Consider the following 19,005-nt stretch of genomic DNA (forward strand, 5'->3'; position numbering starts at 1 on the left):
AATCATGACGGTGGAAATGAGGCTCGACGCGCATCCGCGCACGGAGACCGGCCGCGGCGCCATGCGCCGTCTGCGTCGTGCCCGGCGCGTCCCGGGTGTCGTCTACGGTGCCGGCAGAGAGCCGCAACCGGTGGCGCTCGAGAACGATCAGCTCTACCGGCTGCTCGAGGAGGAGTCCTTCTTCTCCACGATCCTGCAGGTCCAGATGGGCTCTGAGACCGAGCAGGCCATCGTCAAGGATCTGCAGCGCCATCCGTTCAAACCGCTGGTTCAGCACATCGACCTGCAGCGCGTTCGCGATGACCAGCCGATCACCGTGCATGTGCCGCTGCACATCCACGGCGAGGAGCAGTCCCCGGGCGTGAAGAAGGGCGGCGTGCTCCACCACGACCTGCTCGATCTCGAGGTGGTCTGCCTGCCCAAGGATCTGCCGCCGCATATCGATATCGACGTTTCCAGCCTCAAGGTTGGCCAGGCGGTCCACATCAGTGAGCTGACGCTGCCCGAGGGGGTCCAGTCGGCGGCGCTGCAACAGGGCGAGGGGCACGATGCGCCTGTGGTCTCGGTTCAGGCAACTCGTAAGACGCGAGGCGCCAGCAGCGGCGACGAGGCCGAGTCCTCCGAGTCCGAGTAACGCCGAAGTGGCCGGCCGGGAAGGCAATTTCCGGCTCATCGCTGGCCTCGGCAACCCTGGCAGCAAGTACGCTGGAACCCGGCACAATGCCGGGTTCTGGCTTGTTGATGAGCTGGTCCGTCGCTACGGGGGCGAGCTGCGGGAAGAGTCCAAGTTCCGCGGCGATTGTGCCCGTGTGCTCATCGACGGCTACGACTGCCGGCTGGTCAAACCGATGACCTATATGAACCACAGCGGTCAGGCCGTCGGTGCGCTCGCGAACTTCTTCAAGATCCCGCCCGAGGCGATCCTGGTCGCCCACGACGAGATCGACCTGCCACCGGGCAGCGTCCGGCTCAAGCGGGGCGGCGGGCACGGCGGGCACAACGGTCTGCGCCACATCCAGTCGACCCTCGGTACCGCCGAATTCGCCCGGCTGCGCATCGGCGTCGGTCACCCGGGGCACAAGGACCAGGTGGTCCCGCACGTCCTCTCCCGTCCGGCCCCCGACGAGCTGCGCCTGCTCGAACGGGCCATCGACGACGCCGCCGACGAGATAGCGCGTCTGCTGGCCGGGGAGTGGGACCGCGCCTGCCAGCAGCTCCACGCCTAGGGGAGACGGGCCGGCCCGCCGGCCTGCACGCGCCCTCCAAGTCACCCAACCGCTTTCAGGATCGCGCCATGGGATTTAACTGCGGCATCGTCGGGCTTCCCAACGTCGGCAAATCGACGCTGTTCAACGCCCTGACCCAGAACGACATCCCGGCAGAGAACTACCCATTCTGCACCATCGACCCGAATGTCGGCATCGTAGCCGTCCCCGATCCGCGGCTCTACCGGCTGGCGGAGCTGGTGCGCCCCGAGCGCACCATCCCCACCACCATGGAGTTCGTGGACATCGCCGGTCTGGTCTCCGGCGCCTCCCGCGGAGAGGGGCTGGGCAACCAGTTTCTCGCCCATATCCGCGAGACCGACGCCGTAGCCATGGTCCTGCGCTGCTTTGAGAGCGAGGACGTCCACCACGTCGAGGGGCGCGTCGACCCGCGGGCCGACGCCGAGACCATCCACACCGAGCTGGCGCTGGCCGATCTGGACACCGTCTCGCGGGCGCTGCAGCGCCAGGAGCGGGCCGCCAAGAGTGGTGACAAGGAGGCGGTGCGCCTGCGCGATCTACTCGAGCGGGCCCGCCAGGCCCTCGACGAGGGGCAGCCGCTGCGGACCCAGGCATTCAGCGAAGAGGAGCGCCGGCAGCTGCAAGGCTACCACCTGATCACCCTCAAGCCGCTGATGTACATCGCCAACGTGGCTGAGGACGGCTTTAGCGACAATCCGCTGCTGGCCGACGTCCAGGCCCTGGCCGAGAGCGAGGGTGCCCGGGTGGTGCCGGTCTGCGCCGCCATCGAGGCCGAGCTGGCCGTGCTCGATGACGCGGAGCGCGACGAGTTCCTGGCCGAGTACGGGCTCGAGGAGCCGGGGCTCAACCGCGTGATCCGGGCCGGTTACGACCTACTCGGTCTGCAGACCTTCTTTACCGCTGGCGAGAAGGAGGTCCGGGCATGGACCGTGCGCCGCGGCGCCACCGCCCCCGAGGCGGCCGGCCGCATCCACACCGACATGCAGCGCGGCTTCATACGGGCCGAGGTGGTCGCCTACGACGACTACATTGCTTACAACGGCGAGCAGGGTGCCAAGGATGCCGGGCGTTGGCGGCTGGAGGGGAAGGAGTACGTCCTCAACGAGGGAGACGTGGTGCATTTCCGTTTCAACGTCTGACACTGCCCGCCTCGGGGCGGCAAAGCGGGCGCGGCGCAGCTGCCGCCGCCGCGCCCGAAAGCCTTACTCCGGCCGTTCCGCGTTCCGGTCGGCCTTGCGCTGCTTGTCGGCGAGCTTGCCCAGGCGGCCCTCAAGTACCCGCTCAAGCCTCTTGGCCGCGCCGCGGGCGGCGTCGTAGGCATCATCGGCGGTGTTCTCCGCCAGCACTGGATCCAGCCCACGGGGGCGGGCCTCGATGCGGCAATGCTTGTTGACCCCGCCCTTGGGGCCGTTGATGTCCTGGAAGTGCACCTCGATGCGGGTCAACTGCTCCCCGAAGCGCCGGTCGACTGCGCCCAGTGCCTCACGGATGCTTTCTTCCAGCGCGTCTGAGACGTGCACGCCGGCGCCAGGATTGATCTGAATCTGCATGGATGCGGAATCTCCTCCAGGTCGTTCGTGGTGGATCGTCGTTGGCGCACAGCACGGACCTGCCGCGTCCGGGCGCCCCGGCACTTATTCTGACGGAACCGGCCCAGCGTACCAAGGGCCCCGGCACACGGCGGCCGCAGCCTTGACACGATCAGCGCGGGCTCGGAGAATACGCGGTGCCACGTGGCTATGTAGCTCAGCTGGTTAGAGCGTCGCACTCATAATGCGAAGGTCGGTGGTTCGACTCCACCCATAGCCACCATAAAATCAGATACTTACAGCGCCAACCCCGCTCCGAAAACGCCAACTGCTGCACTACTGCTGCACTCGGAGCGAGCTAGCTATCGCAGTGGCGGTGGTGGCATGATCCTCCCATGGCCACCATCATCAAGCGCGGCAAACGCTGGCAAGCACAAATCCGGCGGCAGGGATACCCGCCGCTGGTCAAGTCTTTTCCGACGAAAGCCGACGCGCAACGCTGGGTCCGTGACCAGGAATCGGAAATGGACCGCGGCGAGTGGATCGACACCCGGGAGGCGGCGCGCACCACACTCGCCGAGGCACTGGATCGGTACCAGCGCGAGGTCATCCCGCGCAAGAAATCCCAAAGCCAGGAGCGTGGCAGGATCCGCCTGTGGCTGCGATCCGGCCTGGCGCCTTATGCCCTCATCAACCTGCGTGGCTCCGACGTGGCGCGCTGGCGTGATGATCGCCTGGAGGATGTCTCCTCGGGCACCGTGCGCCGCGATCTAGCCTTGCTCTCACACCTCTACACGGTAGCGCGCAGCGAGTGGCGCATGGAGGGGCTGCGTGATCCCACCGAGTCGATCTGGTGGCCCTCCCCGGGGCAAGCCCGGGATCGCAGGCTCCAGCCGGAGGAGGAGCGCCGGCTGCGTGAGCACGCCACCCCGCAATTCGACGCCCTACTGACCGTGGCGCTGGAGACGGGGATGCGCCGCGGCGAGATCGCCGCGATGCGCTGGGCGGACGTGAATCTGCGCGCTCGGGTAGTGCGCGTGCCGGATTCCAAAACCAACGAACCGCGCGAGGTGCCGCTGTCCAGGGCGGCGGTGGCGGCGCTGGAGTCAATACCGCGCCGGATCGACGGTGCGGTCTGGCCGTGGTGCGCCGATGGCATCGGCTCGGCCTGGAAGCGTCTGCGCCGGGCGGCCGAGGTCGAGGGCTTTACCTTCCACGACCTGCGCCATGAGGCGACATCGCGGCTGGTCGAGTCGGGCCGGTTCTCGCTCACCGAGGTGTCCGCGATCACCGGACACAAGTCGATGCAGACGTTGAGGCGCTACGCGAACCACCGGGCGGCGGACCTGGCCAAGAAGATGGGCTGATCGACGTTTGTATGGCCGCGCCCAAGTTTCACACAAGCCAGCGAGGCTGGCCGCGGCTAAGGGTCGCACCCGCGGAACACCAGTTTTCGGACATTGTCGCGCATAGACGGGTGTCAAGCGCACCGAAGTTCACTCAAAGGAGGTGCTTATGGCGGGGCATGACGCAAGTGGCGTAGCAAAGCGCTTGCTGGAGAAGGCCCACGAGCGTGGGCAGCCCCTCACGCCCATGCAGCTCATCAAGCTAGTCTACATTGCTCACGGCTGGATGCTTGGGCTTTACAGCCGCCCGCTCATCAACGAGCCGGTTGAGGCGTGGCGGTATGGACCCGTCGTGAGATCGGTTTACGACCAAGTCAAATGCTACCGCAGTAGCCCGGTAGAGGCTATTGCTGCGAAACCGGCCGAGCTCAACGACTACGAGGATGACCTGCTTGACCAGGTGTTGGAGATTTACGGGGATAAAAGCGGGCTCCTGCTCTCAACCATTACCCATCAGAGTGGAACTCCTTGGTTCATTACGTGGCATAGCCAAGGCATGAACGGGTCAATCTCAAACGATCTGATCGAGGCCCACTTCGAGGAGCTTTACCGTCGGCACAAAGAAGAGGCTGAAGATCAGGCTGGGAGTGATGGATAAGCAGGCCGGTGGGTCGAAGAGGCGCATCCCGCTTCCAAAGGGAGCTGGCGAGCAGGGCGAGTCCTCTTTTGATCCGCTATCCAGGCGCGAGGCCGAAGCTTTTCAGAACGAGGACTACGAGGACATCGTTCTTCAAGGCGAGACAGCCCGCGGCGAGCGCTTCCGTGAGGTCGCGAACTGGATTGCCATTATAGGGGCTACGCTGATTGGCAGCGCATTGATCCTCTCGGCGCTGGTCTGGTTCTGGCACCTGCTTGCTCCCCCTTGCTTGCACTACCTGGAGGAAGGACAGGTAACCCAGATCCAGACCGTCCTTTTTAGCGGTCTGTTAGCCGGCATCGCTCAAAGCTATCTCGGCCCGCGGCTTAACCCAGAAGTGAAGCAGTCCAACCGCCGCAGAGCGTCGCACTCTGACCGGGGCTAGCGGAGCATGCCAACGCGCGCAGATCGTCATTTATGGCCGAACCTGCTTCTCGTGCCACTGCTCAAAAGGCTAGGCACGCTTCGTCTGCCTCAGGTGATGCCCCAGCCACTCCTCGAACTCTATTCGATCCCATGCCCATCGCCGGCCGATCCTTCCGGGCCGGGGCACGTGGCCGCGTTTGACCGCGGATCGCAAGGCGTCTCGGGACATCCCCATCCGCTCGGCCACGTCGTCGATATAAAGAACCTGCCTCATGCCCCTTCTCCCTGTAGTGACACGCGCGTTGCATTGAGCCCGTGCTTGTTGCGCCAGACACAGATGGCGATGTCCTCGCCATCGCCGTCGTACTCGTAGGTGACCGCCTGGCTTCGCCCGTAGAGCCCGGGCCCGTCCTCGTGGATGAAGCGCAGGGCCGATTCCCAGGCGCAGCGCCATTCCGCCTGGTCCCATAAACCGTGCAGCTTGATGTTCTCGTCCATGCTCACACCGCCACCGGGGCTGGAATCGTCTCGCTCGGGTAGTAGGCGTGGAGTTCCACCGCCGCGCGCCCCTCGGCGTAGTCGATCACCGAGGCGGCCGGCTCCAGTTCCACGCGCGGGGCGGCCGTGGCCGGGGCCATCAGTTGCCGGCGGGCTTGGGCGAGGTGGTTGTGGTACAGATGCACGTCGCCGAACGTCCAGATGAACGTCCCCGGCGAATACCCGGTGACCTTGGCCATCATCGACAGCAGCAGCGAGTAGGCGGCCAGGTTGAAGGGCCCGCCCAAGAAGTAGTCACAACTGCGCTGGTAGAGCTGCAAGTGGAGCCGGCCACCGAGTACCCGGAACTGCATCAGTACGTGGCACGGGGGCAGAGCCATCAGGTGAATGGCCTCCGGGCGCCAGGACGAGAGGAGGATCCGGCGCGAGTGGGGTTCCGTGCGGATCATTTGCTCGATGCGCTGGATCTGATCGACCCCTTGCGCATGTCGCCACTGCGCGCCGTAGATGGGCCCAAGCATCCCGGCCTTCGCCCAGGGCGACCAAAGCTTGCGCACGTCCTCGGGCAGCTCGTGCAGGTCGGTCTGCCCGCGCAGCATCCAGAACAGCTCCTCGCGTAGACCGCGCCACCACACCCGCTTGGTGGTCAGCAGTGGGAAACCGTCGGCCAGATCGAATCGAAGCTGCTCCCCGAAGATCGAGCGTGTGCCTACGCCAGTGCGGTCCGAGGAGTCTTCGCCCTGGTGGAGCACCTGGTGCAGCAGCCCCAGGTAGGTGATGTCGTGCGCGCTCACCGCCTTGGTGTTCTTGGTGTCGGTCATCGGTTCGGCTCCTGTTCCCCATCAGCAATCACCAGGCCGTGGCGTTGCCCCCTCTCGCGCGGGATGTGGAAGCGGTAGGCGCAACCATCGCAGCGGCGAAGGATGTGCTCCTCGTCCATGAACGCGCGGCCGGCGTATGCGCCGCACCGTGTGGTGATACTCCAGGCCGGTAGCCGCGTGCGCGGCGCCAGATCGGAGTGGCAACCGTGGCGGCCAGGATCAATCGTCGGAGTCATGGCGTCCCTCGGCCTCGTTGCGCGCCAGGCGCGAGCGCGTTAGCGCCCGGGCCTGATCGGTCAGTGATTGCTCCAGGAGTGCCCGGTGTTCGTCCGGGGTGCGAGTGGGCCGCCGGTTCATACGGCACCCGATGAGCCAAAACCGCCGGTACCGCGCTCGGTTGGCGCGAACTCGGCGACCTCCACAAGATCGACCCGGAACACCGGGGCAAAGACCAGTTGGCCGATCCGCTCCATAGGCTCGATGGTGTATTCCCGATCCGGGCACCCGGTGTGGTAGACCGATGCGAAGACCTGGCCTTGGTAGTCGCTGTCGATCAGGCCGACGGAGTTGCTCAACGTCAGGCCGTGCTTGTGCGCAAGGCCGCTGCGCGGCATCAGCAGCGCACAGGCCCAGGCGTCGTCGATGTTGAGCGCAACGCCCAGCGGCACCAACTCCTTGGCGCCCGGGCGAAGGGTCAGCGGCTCGTCAATGCAGGCGCGCACGTCGATCCCGGCCGCCTGCTCGGTAGCCCTGTGCAGGCGGTAGCGATCCTCACGCAGCCGCGGGTCCAGGATGATGTGCTGCACTGAGCAGCTTCTGCGGGGGGCGAGCATCAGAACACCCTCCAGTCCACCCGCATGAACGGGATGTCGTCATCGAAGTCCGCCGGGGCCCCGCCGCCGTTCGCCGGTTGCTGGGACGCTTGCTGTTGCGGGGCTGTTTGCTGAGGGGCATAGCCACCGCCTTGGCCGCCTTGGCCTTGGGTGTTGAGCATCTGCATCTGATCGACCACGATCTCCGTGGTGTAGCGGTCCTGGCCTTGCTGGTCTTGCCACTTGCGCGTCTGGATTTTCCCCTCGACGTAGATCCGATCCCCTTTGTTCAGGTACTTCCCGACGACTTCCGCGAGACCGCGCCAGAACACCAGCCGGTGCCATTCCGTGCGTTGCTGCTCCTCGCCAGTTTGTTTGTCTTTCCAGGATTCGCTGGTTGCCAGCGATGCCTGGGCGACCGGGGTGCCGCTGCCGGTGTGGCGCACCTCCGGGGCTTGCCCCAATCGGCCGATCAGGATCGCCTTGTTAACGCCGCGTTCTGCCATTACTCGTCCCTCGCTTAGTAGGTCGTCCCCGGGAGTGCGCCGGGTTCGGTTACGCGGATACAGTTCAGATACCAATTCGCGGCGAACTCGGTTGCGGCCGCGCGCTGGTAGTCAGGGCTCAGGTTCCGTGGCATTTCGTAGGCCTCGTAGACGATCATCGTCATCAGCCCCCACACGGACGGATCGACTGCCCGGGGCAGTTGGCCGATGACGCTGGTGATCGTCTGCCCGACCTGTCGCTCCTTCATCACTTGGAAGGCGAACTCGTGGACCGCTTCGCAGTCCTCGCTGGCTTGGGTGGCAGTCACCGCAAACGCCAGTGCCATACCAATGAGCAGCTTCTTCACGTCAACGATTCCTCGACTTGGTTGATGGGGAGCGCTTGGACGCTTTGTAGGGTCGTGACGCCGGCGCGCTCCATGACCCGGCGGCACTCGGCCTCGATGGCCGCACGCTTCACGCGCGGCGATACCTCGATGTAGAAGGTGGCGAGCACGGAGTAGCGGACCTTCCCGTTCTGGGCCGTTGCCGGGGGCGGTTGTGGTCCTGGGGTGGAGGCGGCAGGCTGCGGTGACTCACCCCCCTGGGCGGCCTCCAGGGCGCGGCCCTCCTCGCAGCCGGCGCGCTCCAATTCAGCGGCCCGTTCGCGCCGGGCCTGCGCAGCTTGCTCGCGTGCTCGGGCCTCGGCCTGCTCGCGCTCCCACTGCTCGCGTTGCCGTCGGGCGGCCTGCTCCTGGCGCTCCAGTTCGCGGTCTAGGGTGGCGCGCAGCGCCGACTCGTACTCGTCGTCGGGGGCGACCAGGACGTGCTCGACGTGCTCCCGGGTCAGCGGGGCGTGCAGGCCCTCGCGGTAGCTGCGGGCCTCCAGTTCCAGGAGCCGGGTGGTGACCATCTGCTCGCGGTCGCGGTCATTGCGGACCCGCTCCTGCAGCTTCTCCCGTGCCGCCTTGGTCAGCGCGCCTTTTGGGGTGACGCTGCTCAGGAGAACCAGATCCTCGTAGTCGGCGGTGCGGTAGTCGGGGCTCACGCCCTCGGACTGCCAGAGTTCATCGCGCAGACTCGCCAGTAGGGCGCGGGCCCGCTCGCGGGTCTGGTCCTCGTACCGGCGCACCTGCTCCAGTAGATCCTGGCGGGCTTCCTCGCAGCGTTGTTCGAGGGCCTTCATCTGACGCTCGAACTCGGTGATCGGCTGCCGCGCCTCGTCGGCCGCCTTCTTCCGGCGCTCAGCCAGGGTCTTCTTGAGCGCGTTGATCTCCGTGGCCTGGGCCTTGGCGGCCTTCACACCGTCGGGGGATACCACCTGGCGGTACTGCTCCAGGCGTTCGGCCAGGGCGGCCTCAAGCTGCTCGTAGTTGACCTGGATGAGCCCGGGCTGGGCCTGAATCTCGATCATCTGTTGCATGGCGGCGGCCTCCTCAGACCGTGACGCAGCGGTTTTGAAGTTCCAGTTCCAGGGTGTGCTCGGTGTCGCGGTCCCATCCGTCTGCCTGGCGCTGCATCCAGCGCAGGTAATCGGTCGGTACCTCCTCCCACCGGCGGCCGCGGTACCTGCCGAACATCATTCGCTCCAGGGCGACCGGCTGATCGGCGTAGTCGATCAAGGCGCGGATGCTCGGGCAGCCGTGATCGCGGGCCAGCAGGTTGCCCAGCAGCGCGGCTGTGACGTAGCAATCGGCCAGGGCCCGGTGCGCCGGCATCCCCTTCGCGCCCGGGGCAATGAGGCCGAGGTGGTAGCGAAGAAACTGGTTCGAGTAGCTTTCCAGGCCCGGCAGCAGATGCTTTGCAAGGCGCTGGGTGCAGAGCCAGGTGGCGTTGTTGATGCCGTGGCACTCGAAAAATGCCCGCTCGAACTCGGCGTTGTGTGCGACCAGCGGACCCGGGTGCTGCGCGGCTCGCGCTAGCCAGTCCATCGGGGACGGGGCATCGGCCACGTCCTCGTCGGTCAGGTGGTGGATGGCGCTGGCCGAGGCGGGGATCGGTTGCCCCGGGTTGGTGATCTGTTGGCAGTAGGCGATCACCTCGCTCTCTCCGGTCGCGGTATCGACCGCGACATCGACCGAGGCGAACTCGCAGATCCCGTCGCGCTCCGGATCCAACCCGGTTGTCTCCAGGTCCACGACGCGGAAGACGTGCTGCATCACGCGCTGCCTCCCTCAAAAATGCCCACGACGCTTTCGTCGTCCTCGCTCTGCGAGGCGGCCGTTTCCTCGGGGGCGCGGGTTCCGTCATCGGCCAGGCGAATCTGGTAGGACTCCACCAGGGCGTCGAAGGCGGTCAGGTCGGCGGTGAGCGCCTGGATGTAGTCCGGGTCGGCGTGCTCGCGGTGGAGCTTCGGGTTCAGGCCGGGGTGGTAGGGGAAGACCGCCCACCAGTCGCGCTCGCAGATCCACATGCACCCCTGCACCTGGTCGCGGACCTCGGAGAAGTCGTCGTCTAGCCACATGGCCATGATCTTGGTCGGGTCGAGGAATGCCTTGAACTCGGCGCCCCCGTCCGAGCCGATCAGCCCGTCGGGGCTGCATCCGAAGCGGCCGCAATCGGTGGTGACGAAGCCGACCTGCTCGATGTCGGCGCCGAGGATCAGCGACAGGGTTTCCCGCGCCTCCTCCTCGTGCCGGTGACCACGTTCGGCCTGCCAGGGCTGGTACTCGTCCACGTCCAGCGGCCAGCCGGTGATCCGCTCGATAGCCAGGCGCATCGCGTACTTGCGTGCATCCTGTTTCCAGTCGCCCTTGTTCGCCCCCGTCTTCATGCGTTCCCGCAGCATGGCGAAGCGGCTTGCGGTAATGACCCCCGCGCGGGCGCGGTGCCACTCGGGGGTGCCCTGTTCCACGTCGTGGACGATCATTCGGATGCCTCCTGGCTGTGATGCTTCGCGGTCAGTTCCAGTCGCTTGAGTACGGTGGGCACAGTCGAGGCCGGGATGTCGGTCAGGCGCTCGACCTTCATGCTTTTGAGCACGCGGCCCTGGGTGCCCTCGGGGCAGCGGCGCAGCGCCCCTTCGATGGCGGCAAGCTGCTCGGCGTTGACGGTCTGGCTGCCCTGGGCAGCAGGGCGGGGTGGGTTGGCGGCGGCGTTGCCGTCGTCGTCGTCCTCGCCGATGGCGACGTTGAAGATCAGCTTGAGCAGGTAGCGCATCCCGTAGCTCATCGCCGAGCCGCTGGCGTGGGTGCGGGTCATCACGGCGTTGCCCTTGGCGCCGATCCCATCGGAGGGCATGTCCACCCGGTAGGTGCGGGTGTGGCCGGTCTCATGCGAGACGTAGCAGAGCACGCGCACCCAGCCGTCCTGCACCGCCTCGGTATCGAACGACAGCGAGAAGCCCTCCTGGGTGTAGATCGGGCGCAGGGCGGCATCCATCCGCGCGTAGGTGGCGTACCGGCTACGGGTCTGCGGGTTATTGGCGTCAGCCGAGACCCGCCCCATCTGGCGTTGGCAGCGGGACATCGCGCGGTTGAACTCGGCCTCGGCGTTGCGCGCCTCGATCCGCTCGTACATCGACCAGAGGCGTTCCATCTTCTCCACGTCGGTTGACGGGTCGGATGCCGCGCGGATGATGTTCTGAACCAGGCTCCCGTTGTCGGGTGCCTCAGAGCGTGCCGGCACAGACTCCCGGTTGTGCTCAATGGCAGTGCTCTCGCTCACGCTTCCTCCTCAGCGGGGTCGCCCCGCTCTACAGTCGGGCCAATCGGCCCTTCCCAAATGTCGATTCCCCGGCGCTCCAGGGCGTCGGTGACCATGCCGTTGATCGCCCGCTCGCCGGGTGTGGCGCAAAACGTGCGCTCGGTGATCCACGTTGCGAGGGCGTCGGCCAGTGCATCGCGCTCGTGCTCATCCAGGCTCGCCAGGGCCACCTGCAAGGACTCGCGGGTGCGCTGGCGCGCTTCCCGGATCACCGCGGCGCGGACGGATGGCGTCATCGTCTGTGCAGGGGTGTCTTTCACAGCCCTAGCTCCTCTACGTCCTCGGCGGCGACGTAGCCCGCCTCGTACTGCTCCCGCGCCTCGGGCTCGGCCGGTGGGTCGCTCTCCTCGCCGCGCTGGCGAGCGCGGACGCCCTCCGTGAACGGGGCGCTCATTGCCCTTCCTCCAGCCCTGCCGCGCGCGCTTCTAGGCGGTGCGCGATGCTGAGAAGCGCACCTTGTGCGTTGGGCGCTGTCGCCACCGTGGCGAGGTCCGATTTCAGCCCACCGATCACCGAAGCCAGCACCTGCGTCCACTCGTCCAACTCGGCGCGGGCCAGGGCCATGCGTGCCGCGAAGATCCGGTCGATAACCTCGTCGGCCGTTTTCTCGTCCATGTCACCCTCCCAGGGCGGTTTCCAGGCCCATCAGAAGAATCAGCGCCGTGACAGCGAGCACGGCCCCCATGGCGTCTTTCATTGCTCGCGGTCCTCGTCCTCGACCCGCTCGCGGGCCCAGCGGTCCATCAGGTCGTAGTAGGCGGTACGCGCCGGCTCATGCCCGGCCAGGGCGGACTTGCGCAGGGCACGGAACAGCCGGTGCTCCAGGTCGTGCTGGAAGGCGTACTCGATCAGTTCCAGGTCATGCCGCCCGTTCTCGGCGTCCTGGATGTGCTCGGCGGCCCGGCGGTCGATGGCGTCCTCACGGGCGCAGATCAGTCCCTCGCGGTGCGCATGGACCCGCTCGGCAAGGTCAATCGGGTCGGTGTGTCCGGGGAGGCGGTACATGACGGACGCTCCTGGGCTACATTCTGTACCTCAAAGAGTAGACAGGTGCGGTACCACTTGCAAGTACTATTTGTCACACAGGAAGGCAAAAAAAGCCCGGAGGTGCGCGCCGGGCATCAGGGCTGAATGAACAAAAGTATATGTGTCAGGGTGTCGCAGTCACGAGGCTCGGTGGTCTTGCGGAGGGGGGCGGGGGAGCTAAAGCTTTTGGATTCGCTGCGTGATAACGCCGATGATCTCGGCTTGCTCGGCCGGGGTTGGCTGGGCAGGCCAGTTCGGGTTGGTGGGCGCGAGGAAGGCTTGCCCCCCTTCTTTGAGGTAGCGACGAATCATCGGTTCTCCGTCAATCAGGGCAAGTACAAACCGCATGTGCTCGGGTTCGAGGTCGACATCGATGTAAATTCGGTCTCCTTCGGCAAAGTGATCGGCCACCGAGATTAGGTGAGGCACGCTGAAGGCAATGTAAGTCCGGTGTGGATCCGGCGATGGCAACCAGTCCACAACGCTGTCGTTATCAGGCTTCATTCCTTTACCTAGTTGACGGGCAACCTCCCACTGGTAGAGGGGGGTGATGCCCGGGTCTAGTTCCGCTCCATGTTGGTCGCCGATAAGCAGCCAAGTCGGGGAGCACTCCAGGGTTGTGGAGAGGGTGAGCAGTTGGTCGGTGTTGATCCGGGTGCGTCCGCGGAGTGCGTGGCCGACCGCCGAGCGGGTAACCCCTAGCGCAGCCGCGAGGTCGTCCGTCGTTAGGTTCAGCTCACGCATCCGTTCGCGTGCTCGCTCCCTCCAAGAGTTTTCAGACACAGCTCTTACCTTTTCGTTAGTTCATCGCGCGCGGATTTTTTCACTTCCCTCCCCCCTTCTTTTGGGCGGATTGCCCGTGCAAGGGGTGTGTGTACTCACTGTACCCTTGCGCCTCAAGTTTAGACAAGCCGCTCGATCTTTCCACTGGTCTGCGCCCGCTTGGCGCTTGTGACCTTTGCTCCCCTTTCTTGCCTTGGTGCGCTACTGCGAGTACCTTTAGGGTATGGATCTACGAGCGTGGGTGTACGGGCAGGACGAGCCAGTGAGAACGACGCTCGCACGCCTGGCGCGCGAAATCGGCGTCAGCGTTAGCGCCGTCAAGCACTGGATGTACGGGATACGGCGTGTCTCCGCCGAGCGGTGCCGGGTGATCGAGCGCCTGACCAGCGGGGCAGTGACCGCCGAGGAGCTCAGGCCGGATGTTTTCACATCACCACACCGGAGCGAGGCAGCAAAGGAGGGAGGGGTGGCCCAGCGGTGAATGGGCAATGAGTAGGGCAAAAAAAGAACCCCGGCGGCTGTGACGGGCCATGAGCCGGGGTTCTGGATCAACCCTTAAGTTGAGGATTTGAGCATGACACTCACGGACAGCATCGGCAAGCACCTAGTGCAGACAGCGAAGTCGAACCCGGTAAAAACCGCCGTCAGCAGCGGGGAGCAACGCTGATGGCCAAGAACAAGAACAGCAACCAATCCCTGCCCTGGTTCCGCCTCTACACCGAGATCGTGGACGACGAGAAGCTGCGCTTACTCGCGTTCGAGGATCGCTGGCACTACGTCGCGTTACTGGCTTGCAAGGGCAAGGGAATCCTCGACCAGAACACCGACGCGGAACTCCTGGAGCGCAAGCTGGCCGTCAAGCTCGGGCTCCAGGTCCGAGAGTTGGGCGAGTTGAACCGCCGGCTGCGTGAGGTCGGGCTGATTGACCAGAACTGGCAGCCCCTTGGCTGGCACAAGCGCCAGTACAAGAGCGACAACAGCACCGCCCGGGTCCAGGCGCACCGGGCAAGCAAGCGGGCGAAGGCTTCGAGTGAAACGGGTGAAACGTTACAGAAACGTTCCCGAAACGGGCCAGATACAGAGGCAGATACAGACTCAGACACAGAAAAGAACTCCCCCGGCAATAGGAAGGGGGATATAGAGGTAGTAGATAGGGGAGAGGATGCGCGCGGGGGCTTCGCCTCGGAGGAGGACGTGCCATGGTGAGCAGCCTCCGTCCCTTCCAGGCCCAGGCCATCGACCGCTTGCGCCGGGCCATCAGTGCCGGCTCTCGCGCGCTGATCCTGAGTAGCCCCACAGGTTCCGGCAAGACGATGATCTCATCGGCCATTGCCGCGGGGGCTGTTGCCAAGGGCCGCCGTGTGGCGTTCTTCGCTCCGCGCCGCGAGCTGATCCGCCAGGCCAGCGCCACGTTCGGCCGGGCTCAGGTGCCTCACGGCATCGTCATGGCCGGTCAGAGGCGGTGCCCGCAAGAGCCGGCGCAGATTTGCTCCTGGGACACGCTGCGCTCCTGGCTCGACAAGGGGCGCATCGGCCGGGCTCCAGGCGCGGATCTGGTGATCGTCGATGAGGCGCACCTGTCCGTCGCTCCGACCTACCTGCGGATTCTCCGCGAGCACTACTCGAACGCCATCATCCTCGGGTTGACCGCCACCCCGGCGCGCGGTGACGGCCGGGGGCTGGGGATGCTCTACGAGCAGATCATCCAAGCGGCCACGGTGCAGGAACTCACCGAAGACGGTTACCTGGTGCCGGCGCGCTACTTCGAGCCGACCCCGGCTGATCTGTCCGGGCTCAAGCAGGCCCGCGGCGATTTCGAGTCAGCCGGCATCGAGCAGCGGTGGAACACGCCCAAGATGGTCGGTGACGTGGTGGAGCAGTGGGGACGGATCGCCCCGGATCGGCAGACGGTCGTCTTCGCCAACTCGGTGGCCCATGCCCTGAGCCTGCGTGACCGCTTCCGTGATGTCGGCGTCCGGGCCGATTACATCCACGGCGGGATGCAGCGCGCCGAGCGCGATGTGGTCACAGAGCGGGTCTACAGCGGCGCCAGCCAGGTGGTCGTCAACGTGGACGTGCTCACCTTCGGCTTCGACGCCCCGGCGCTCTCCTGCGTCGTCCTCGCCCGTCCGACCAAAAGCCTCGTGCGCTACCACCAGACCGTAGGCCGGGTGCTGCGCCCCGCGCCGGGCAAGGAGGACGCCATCGTGATCGACCACGGCGGCGTGCGCCGAACCCTGGGGCGGGTATCGGACCCTGTGGAGTGGACGCTCTCGGGCGCCGAGCGGGTCCAGGATCGGGTCGTGAGCCGGCGCAAGAAGGAGAGTGAGCCGATCACCTGCGGCGAGTGCTCGCTGGTCTACGAGCACCGCCGAGACTGTCCTGCGTGCGGGTGGGAGCCGCCGCGCAAGCGCCGCGAGGTCGCGTTCGTCGAGGGTGATCTGCTCGAGACCGACGAGCAGGGGCGCACAAAGCAGCAAGCCCAGGGGGATCGCCTGGTCGAGCAAGCCCGCTTCTACGCCGAACTGCGTGGGGTGGCGCAACAACGCGGCTACAAGGACGGCTGGGCGGCCAACAAGTTCAAGGAAAAGTTCGGCACCTGGCCGAACCACCCGAGCCTGCGCAACGTCGCCCCGCGTGAGCCGGGCCCGGCGATGCTCTCCTGGGTCAAGAGCCGGCAGATCGCATTCGCCAAAGGCAAGGCCAAGGCCAAGCAGGCGGGGGTGACGGTATGAGCGACCTTCGCCAGCGTTGCCGCGGGCAGTGGGAGCGAATCATCAGCGAGATCCTGGGCCCGCAGTGGATCGAGAGCCGCAAGCACCAACGCTGCCCCTGCCGCCCGGACGATAAGCCGAAGTACCGCTTCTCCGATCATCACGGCTCGGGCAGCTTCTTCTGCCACTGCTCGAACGGGGATCGAGACGGGGTGCAGTTGGTGATGTGTCGCCTGGGGCTCGACTTCAAGGCCGCGGCGGAGCGTATCGAACAGGTGATCGGCGCCGGGCCGATCCCGGCCCGGCGCAAGCCAACCCGCGCCGAGCGGTTGCAGCGGGAGGTGGAGCACAGCGGGCGCAGTCGGTACCTGGAGAGCCGGGGGCTGGAAATGGCCCCTGGGCTGCGGTGGCACCGCTCCCTGGCTTACTACGACGAGCATCAGCGAGTGATCGGCCACTACCCGGCGATGTGCGCGCCCGTGCTACGCGACGGAGCCTTCGAGACCTACCACGTCACCTACTTGCAAGGCGGGCAGAAGCTCTCGGGCATGGAGCCGCGGAAGATCCTGCCGAGCAAGTCCGGCTCGCTCGCCGGGGCGTCGATCCCGCTCTACCCACCTGGGCCGGTGCTCGGTGTTGCCGAGGGGATCGAGTCGGCCATTGCCGCGAAGATGCTCCACGGCGTCCCGGTGTGGGCGCTCATCAACACCGCCCTGATGAAGTCCTGGACCCCGCCGGCCGGCACGCGGTCGGTGCGGATCTACGCCGACCACGACCACAACTACGCCGGTCACGCCGCGGCTTATGGCCTGGCGCACCGTCTGGTTCTCACGGGCTTCGATGTCGAGGTCCATTTCCCGCCCGTGCCGGGCACTGATTGGAACGACGTGCTGCATGCGCGTCGGGAGGTTGAGGCGGAGTGATCCAGCTTGGCTACAAGCTGATGCGGCGGATGGGGGACGGCTACGCGCCGCTCTACTTCTGCCGCAGCCATCGCTATCAACTCGGCGATTGGCAGGAGGCGGTGGACGGCGGGCGCAAGCGCGGCTACGCGCACCGGCCGTTCTTCCATATCTGCCAGGCCCCGGATGCGCCCCATATCCGGCTGCGCGCCCCGCGGGTCTGGCTGCTCTGCGAGTTCCAGCCCCACCAGGTCTTCCCGAGGCCGTCGAGCCAGGGCGGTGACTGGTTCCTGGCCAAGTGGATGCGCTTGCTGCGGGAGGTGGCGTTGTGATCGAGGACATCCGGCAACACAACCGCAAGGCTCTCTCGGCACTGATCGAGGATCCGGTTCTGGCCGAACTCCAAGCGGCATTCGATGGGCGGATGACCTACGCCGAGCAGGACGGGCACGAGGTCGGCACCCGGGTCGAGGTGCGAGAGGTCGGGGGTACCGCCGGCGGGGCGGCCCGGGTGGCGACGTACCGGGAGCAGGTCATCGGGCCGTGCGCGGCCCCGTTGCGCGAGCAGGCGGTGCAGATTCTCCACGCACCAACACGGGAGCAGCGTCGGAAGGCACTGGAGCGGTTCCGTTCGATCTACGGCGAGCCGGCCGCCGCGGCGTTGGAGCGCTCGGTACGCGAGGGCTGGCAGGGGAGGAAGGGGCGATGACGAATACCGCCTCAGACTACCTGGCCCGGGCTGGTGAGGTGATGAATCAGCGCGGCAAGAGCCGGGACCAGGAGAACGGGGAGCGGTCGATGGCCGCCGCCGTCGATGCGTTCTGGACGATCTACGGGGCGCGGATCCTTGCCCGGGGGTACATGGCCGAGACCGAGGGCTGGGAGTTCATGTCGGTGCTCAAGAAGGTCCGCGGCGCCCAGGGCGAGTACCGCGAAGACGATTATCTCGATGACGTGGGCTACGTCGCCCTGGCGGCGGAGTCTGCCGCACGCGGTGCGCGGTGATCGCGCCAACCGCGGTGCGCCTGACCCCGGCCGAGGTGGCGTTCGCCTCGACGCTGGCCGCGCAACGCCTGGCGACCAAGGCCGGCCCGGTCGGATTCCAGGCGGCCAAGGTCAGTCCCTATGGGATGCATCTTGCCGGCGTGCTCTCCGAACTGGCCGCGGCCCGGGTCTACGGGGCCCGCGTCGATCAGACCGTCCGCCCGCAGGGCGATGGGCACGCCGCCGACCTGACCGCCCGCGACGGGCGGCAGTTGGAGGTCAAGGCGACGACCTACACCGGGGCCGACCCGATGCTCAAGCTCAACGCCGAGCATCTGCGCCCTGGAGTTCACTACGTCCTGGTCCAGATCGCCTGGCCGGATGTCTGCACCGTCTACCCGCCGATCAGTAGCGAGCGTGTCCGCGAGATCGGCGAACAACGGGATTTTGGGTACGGCGCTCGCTGGGTGGTGAGCGCCGGAAAGATCCTCGCGCGAGCGAACAAGGAGGTCGCATGAGTACAGCAGCTATGTGGGTGGCAATGATTCCGGCCGTGGTCGTGGCATTCGTGGTCACGGTGCGCGGGGTGATGGATGCGCTGGTATGGCTGATGGGCACGGGGGATGACTGACATGCAGCCGATCATCTGCCTGGACTTCGATGGCGTCATCCATAGCTATGAAAGCGGCTGGCAGGGGGGTCGCGTGATCCCGGATGGTCCGGTGCCCGGGGCGTTTGAGTTCATCCTCGACGCGCTCGGTGAGGGGTACCAGGTGGCGATCCACTCCTCGCGCAGCCACAAGCTCGGGGGCCGGCGCGCGATGAAGCGGTGGATGCGCCGGCACGCCGCCGGGGCATTCCTGATCACCAACCGCAAGCCCTGGATCGACGCCGGGTACCAGCTCGGCGGCGAGTCGTTGAGAGATGAGGCGCATAGGGCTGGGCGTTGGTTGGTCCGCCAAGTGCGCTGGCCGCTGTGCAAGCCGCCGGCGCTGGTGACCATCGACGACCGCGGGTATCGCTTCATGGGCGTGTTCCCGAACCCCGAGTGGGCTGCCTCGATGCGCCCCTGGAACAAGGTGTGAGCCCT

The 19,005-nt window shown here is 66.3% G+C and carries 33 protein-coding genes and 1 tRNA gene; 16 read left to right on the forward strand and 18 right to left on the reverse strand.

Annotated features, from left to right (window positions below; translation table 11 throughout):
- Nucleotides 1–4: 4 nt before the first annotated feature.
- The 3 genes from LRG10_RS03490 to ychF all read left to right on the forward strand — a co-directional run bounded on the left by LRG10_RS03490 (nucleotide 5) and on the right by ychF (nucleotide 2,386).
- Nucleotides 5–634 (forward strand): 50S ribosomal protein L25/general stress protein Ctc, encoded by a 630-nt coding sequence (locus tag LRG10_RS03490; protein ID WP_201169758.1) that lies wholly within the window; start codon nucleotides 5–7, stop codon nucleotides 632–634.
- Between the two features lie 7 nt (nucleotides 635–641).
- Complete coding sequence (gene pth, locus LRG10_RS03495) at nucleotides 642–1,226, forward strand: aminoacyl-tRNA hydrolase (protein WP_238634714.1); 585 nt, start codon at nucleotides 642–644, stop codon at nucleotides 1,224–1,226.
- Nucleotides 1,227–1,294: 68 nt separating this feature from the next.
- Nucleotides 1,295–2,386 (forward strand): redox-regulated ATPase YchF, encoded by a 1,092-nt coding sequence (ychF, locus tag LRG10_RS03500; RefSeq protein WP_201169754.1) that lies wholly within the window; start codon nucleotides 1,295–1,297, stop codon nucleotides 2,384–2,386.
- Nucleotides 2,387–2,449: 63 nt separating this feature from the next.
- Here the strand turns inward: ychF and LRG10_RS03505 are convergent, their stop codons facing one another.
- Nucleotides 2,450–2,797, reverse strand: a complete 348-nt coding sequence (locus tag LRG10_RS03505) for an HPF/RaiA family ribosome-associated protein (protein WP_201169752.1) — start codon at nucleotides 2,795–2,797, stop codon at nucleotides 2,450–2,452.
- Nucleotides 2,798–2,982: 185 nt separating this feature from the next.
- Between LRG10_RS03505 and LRG10_RS03510 the strand changes: the two genes are divergently transcribed.
- The 4 genes from LRG10_RS03510 (at nucleotide 2,983) to LRG10_RS03525 (ending at nucleotide 5,204) form a co-directional block, all read left to right on the forward strand.
- A tRNA-Met gene (locus tag LRG10_RS03510) sits at nucleotides 2,983–3,059 on the forward strand.
- Between the two features lie 112 nt (nucleotides 3,060–3,171).
- Nucleotides 3,172–4,143: a site-specific integrase gene (locus LRG10_RS03515; protein ID WP_238634715.1), complete on the forward strand. Its 972-nt coding sequence runs from the start codon at nucleotides 3,172–3,174 to the stop codon at nucleotides 4,141–4,143.
- Between the two features lie 148 nt (nucleotides 4,144–4,291).
- Nucleotides 4,292–4,780: a Panacea domain-containing protein gene (locus LRG10_RS03520; protein ID WP_238634716.1), complete on the forward strand. Its 489-nt coding sequence runs from the start codon at nucleotides 4,292–4,294 to the stop codon at nucleotides 4,778–4,780.
- Complete coding sequence (locus LRG10_RS03525; RefSeq protein ID WP_238634717.1) at nucleotides 4,773–5,204, forward strand: hypothetical protein; 432 nt, start codon at nucleotides 4,773–4,775, stop codon at nucleotides 5,202–5,204. The genes LRG10_RS03520 and LRG10_RS03525 overlap by 8 nt, the downstream gene beginning before the upstream one ends.
- A 69-nt stretch (nucleotides 5,205–5,273) precedes the next feature.
- On the opposite strand, the gene LRG10_RS03530 is transcribed toward LRG10_RS03525, so the two are convergent.
- The 17 genes from LRG10_RS03530 to LRG10_RS03610 all read right to left on the reverse strand — a co-directional run bounded on the left by LRG10_RS03530 (nucleotide 5,274) and on the right by LRG10_RS03610 (nucleotide 13,276).
- The gene (locus LRG10_RS03530; RefSeq protein WP_255772037.1) at nucleotides 5,274–5,459 is read right to left on the reverse strand and encodes an AlpA family transcriptional regulator; all 186 of its coding nucleotides are present in this window, start codon (nucleotides 5,457–5,459) and stop codon (nucleotides 5,274–5,276) included.
- Nucleotides 5,456–5,683, reverse strand: coding sequence for a hypothetical protein (locus tag LRG10_RS03535; RefSeq protein WP_238634718.1), 228 nt, complete (start codon nucleotides 5,681–5,683; stop codon nucleotides 5,456–5,458). Before LRG10_RS03535 ends, LRG10_RS03530 begins: the two co-directional genes overlap by 4 nt.
- A 2-nt stretch (nucleotides 5,684–5,685) precedes the next feature.
- Entirely contained in the window at nucleotides 5,686–6,504 is an 819-nt protein-coding gene (thyA, locus tag LRG10_RS03540) for a thymidylate synthase (RefSeq protein ID WP_238634719.1), read from the reverse strand.
- Nucleotides 6,501–6,740 carry a hypothetical protein gene (locus tag LRG10_RS03545; RefSeq protein ID WP_238634720.1) on the reverse strand — a complete coding sequence of 80 codons (240 nt, stop codon included), beginning with the start codon at nucleotides 6,738–6,740 and terminating at the stop codon, nucleotides 6,501–6,503. The genes thyA and LRG10_RS03545 overlap by 4 nt, the downstream gene beginning before the upstream one ends.
- The gene (locus LRG10_RS03550; RefSeq protein ID WP_238634721.1) at nucleotides 6,724–6,861 is read right to left on the reverse strand and encodes a hypothetical protein; all 138 of its coding nucleotides are present in this window, start codon (nucleotides 6,859–6,861) and stop codon (nucleotides 6,724–6,726) included. The genes LRG10_RS03545 and LRG10_RS03550 overlap by 17 nt, the downstream gene beginning before the upstream one ends.
- Nucleotides 6,858–7,310, reverse strand: coding sequence for a dUTP diphosphatase (gene dut, locus LRG10_RS03555; protein WP_238634722.1), 453 nt, complete (start codon nucleotides 7,308–7,310; stop codon nucleotides 6,858–6,860). Before dut ends, LRG10_RS03550 begins: the two co-directional genes overlap by 4 nt.
- A gap of 26 nt (nucleotides 7,311–7,336) precedes the next feature.
- Nucleotides 7,337–7,822 carry a single-stranded DNA-binding protein gene (gene ssb, locus LRG10_RS03560; RefSeq protein WP_238634723.1) on the reverse strand — a complete coding sequence of 162 codons (486 nt, stop codon included), beginning with the start codon at nucleotides 7,820–7,822 and terminating at the stop codon, nucleotides 7,337–7,339.
- 14 nt (nucleotides 7,823–7,836) lie between these two features.
- Nucleotides 7,837–8,169: a hypothetical protein gene (locus tag LRG10_RS03565; RefSeq protein WP_238634724.1), complete on the reverse strand. Its 333-nt coding sequence runs from the start codon at nucleotides 8,167–8,169 to the stop codon at nucleotides 7,837–7,839.
- Nucleotides 8,166–9,224: a DUF1351 domain-containing protein gene (locus LRG10_RS03570; protein WP_238634725.1), complete on the reverse strand. Its 1,059-nt coding sequence runs from the start codon at nucleotides 9,222–9,224 to the stop codon at nucleotides 8,166–8,168. The genes LRG10_RS03565 and LRG10_RS03570 overlap by 4 nt, the downstream gene beginning before the upstream one ends.
- Nucleotides 9,225–9,237: 13 nt before the next feature.
- Nucleotides 9,238–9,960, reverse strand: coding sequence for a putative quorum-sensing-regulated virulence factor (locus tag LRG10_RS03575; protein WP_201169734.1), 723 nt, complete (start codon nucleotides 9,958–9,960; stop codon nucleotides 9,238–9,240).
- Nucleotides 9,960–10,670, reverse strand: coding sequence for a YqaJ viral recombinase family protein (locus LRG10_RS03580; RefSeq protein ID WP_201169732.1), 711 nt, complete (start codon nucleotides 10,668–10,670; stop codon nucleotides 9,960–9,962). Before LRG10_RS03580 ends, LRG10_RS03575 begins: the two co-directional genes overlap by 1 nt.
- Nucleotides 10,667–11,467 carry an ERF family protein gene (locus tag LRG10_RS03585; protein WP_238634726.1) on the reverse strand — a complete coding sequence of 267 codons (801 nt, stop codon included), beginning with the start codon at nucleotides 11,465–11,467 and terminating at the stop codon, nucleotides 10,667–10,669. Before LRG10_RS03585 ends, LRG10_RS03580 begins: the two co-directional genes overlap by 4 nt.
- Nucleotides 11,464–11,766, reverse strand: a complete 303-nt coding sequence (locus LRG10_RS03590) for a hypothetical protein (protein WP_201169728.1) — start codon at nucleotides 11,764–11,766, stop codon at nucleotides 11,464–11,466. The genes LRG10_RS03585 and LRG10_RS03590 overlap by 4 nt, the downstream gene beginning before the upstream one ends.
- Nucleotides 11,763–11,900 carry a hypothetical protein gene (locus LRG10_RS03595; RefSeq protein WP_201169726.1) on the reverse strand — a complete coding sequence of 46 codons (138 nt, stop codon included), beginning with the start codon at nucleotides 11,898–11,900 and terminating at the stop codon, nucleotides 11,763–11,765. Before LRG10_RS03595 ends, LRG10_RS03590 begins: the two co-directional genes overlap by 4 nt.
- Entirely contained in the window at nucleotides 11,897–12,121 is a 225-nt protein-coding gene (locus tag LRG10_RS03600) for a hypothetical protein (RefSeq protein ID WP_201169723.1), read from the reverse strand. The genes LRG10_RS03595 and LRG10_RS03600 overlap by 4 nt, the downstream gene beginning before the upstream one ends.
- Nucleotides 12,122–12,199: 78 nt before the next feature.
- Nucleotides 12,200–12,511: a hypothetical protein gene (locus tag LRG10_RS03605; protein WP_201169720.1), complete on the reverse strand. Its 312-nt coding sequence runs from the start codon at nucleotides 12,509–12,511 to the stop codon at nucleotides 12,200–12,202.
- A 198-nt stretch (nucleotides 12,512–12,709) separates the two neighbouring features.
- Entirely contained in the window at nucleotides 12,710–13,276 is a 567-nt protein-coding gene (locus tag LRG10_RS03610) for a LexA family transcriptional regulator (protein ID WP_238634727.1), read from the reverse strand.
- Between the two features lie 301 nt (nucleotides 13,277–13,577).
- Between LRG10_RS03610 and LRG10_RS03615 the strand changes: the two genes are divergently transcribed.
- The 9 genes from LRG10_RS03615 to LRG10_RS03655 all read left to right on the forward strand — a co-directional run bounded on the left by LRG10_RS03615 (nucleotide 13,578) and on the right by LRG10_RS03655 (nucleotide 19,000).
- Entirely contained in the window at nucleotides 13,578–13,796 is a 219-nt protein-coding gene (locus tag LRG10_RS03615) for a YdaS family helix-turn-helix protein (protein ID WP_238634728.1), read from the forward strand.
- 185 nt (nucleotides 13,797–13,981) lie between these two features.
- Entirely contained in the window at nucleotides 13,982–14,521 is a 540-nt protein-coding gene (locus tag LRG10_RS03620; RefSeq protein WP_238634729.1) for a hypothetical protein, read from the forward strand.
- A complete protein-coding gene (locus LRG10_RS03625; protein WP_238634730.1) occupies nucleotides 14,515–16,050 on the forward strand; it encodes a DEAD/DEAH box helicase in 1,536 nt (511 codons plus the stop codon). Before LRG10_RS03620 ends, LRG10_RS03625 begins: the two co-directional genes overlap by 7 nt.
- Nucleotides 16,047–16,952: a toprim domain-containing protein gene (locus LRG10_RS03630; protein ID WP_201169711.1), complete on the forward strand. Its 906-nt coding sequence runs from the start codon at nucleotides 16,047–16,049 to the stop codon at nucleotides 16,950–16,952. Before LRG10_RS03625 ends, LRG10_RS03630 begins: the two co-directional genes overlap by 4 nt.
- Nucleotides 16,949–17,263, forward strand: a complete 315-nt coding sequence (locus LRG10_RS03635; RefSeq protein ID WP_238634731.1) for a hypothetical protein — start codon at nucleotides 16,949–16,951, stop codon at nucleotides 17,261–17,263. The genes LRG10_RS03630 and LRG10_RS03635 overlap by 4 nt, the downstream gene beginning before the upstream one ends.
- Nucleotides 17,260–17,640, forward strand: a complete 381-nt coding sequence (locus LRG10_RS03640) for a hypothetical protein (RefSeq protein WP_238634732.1) — start codon at nucleotides 17,260–17,262, stop codon at nucleotides 17,638–17,640. Before LRG10_RS03635 ends, LRG10_RS03640 begins: the two co-directional genes overlap by 4 nt.
- Entirely contained in the window at nucleotides 17,637–17,936 is a 300-nt protein-coding gene (locus LRG10_RS03645; protein WP_238634733.1) for a hypothetical protein, read from the forward strand. Before LRG10_RS03640 ends, LRG10_RS03645 begins: the two co-directional genes overlap by 4 nt.
- Nucleotides 17,933–18,433, forward strand: coding sequence for a hypothetical protein (locus tag LRG10_RS03650; RefSeq protein WP_201169703.1), 501 nt, complete (start codon nucleotides 17,933–17,935; stop codon nucleotides 18,431–18,433). Before LRG10_RS03645 ends, LRG10_RS03650 begins: the two co-directional genes overlap by 4 nt.
- 114 nt (nucleotides 18,434–18,547) lie before the next feature.
- Entirely contained in the window at nucleotides 18,548–19,000 is a 453-nt protein-coding gene (locus LRG10_RS03655; protein ID WP_238634734.1) for a hypothetical protein, read from the forward strand.
- The last annotated feature ends 5 nt before the right edge of the window (nucleotides 19,001–19,005 follow it).

It is taken from the genome of Halorhodospira sp. 9628 (assembly GCF_022228075.1).
Classification (GTDB): Bacteria; Pseudomonadota; Gammaproteobacteria; order Nitrococcales; family Halorhodospiraceae; genus Halorhodospira; species Halorhodospira halophila_A.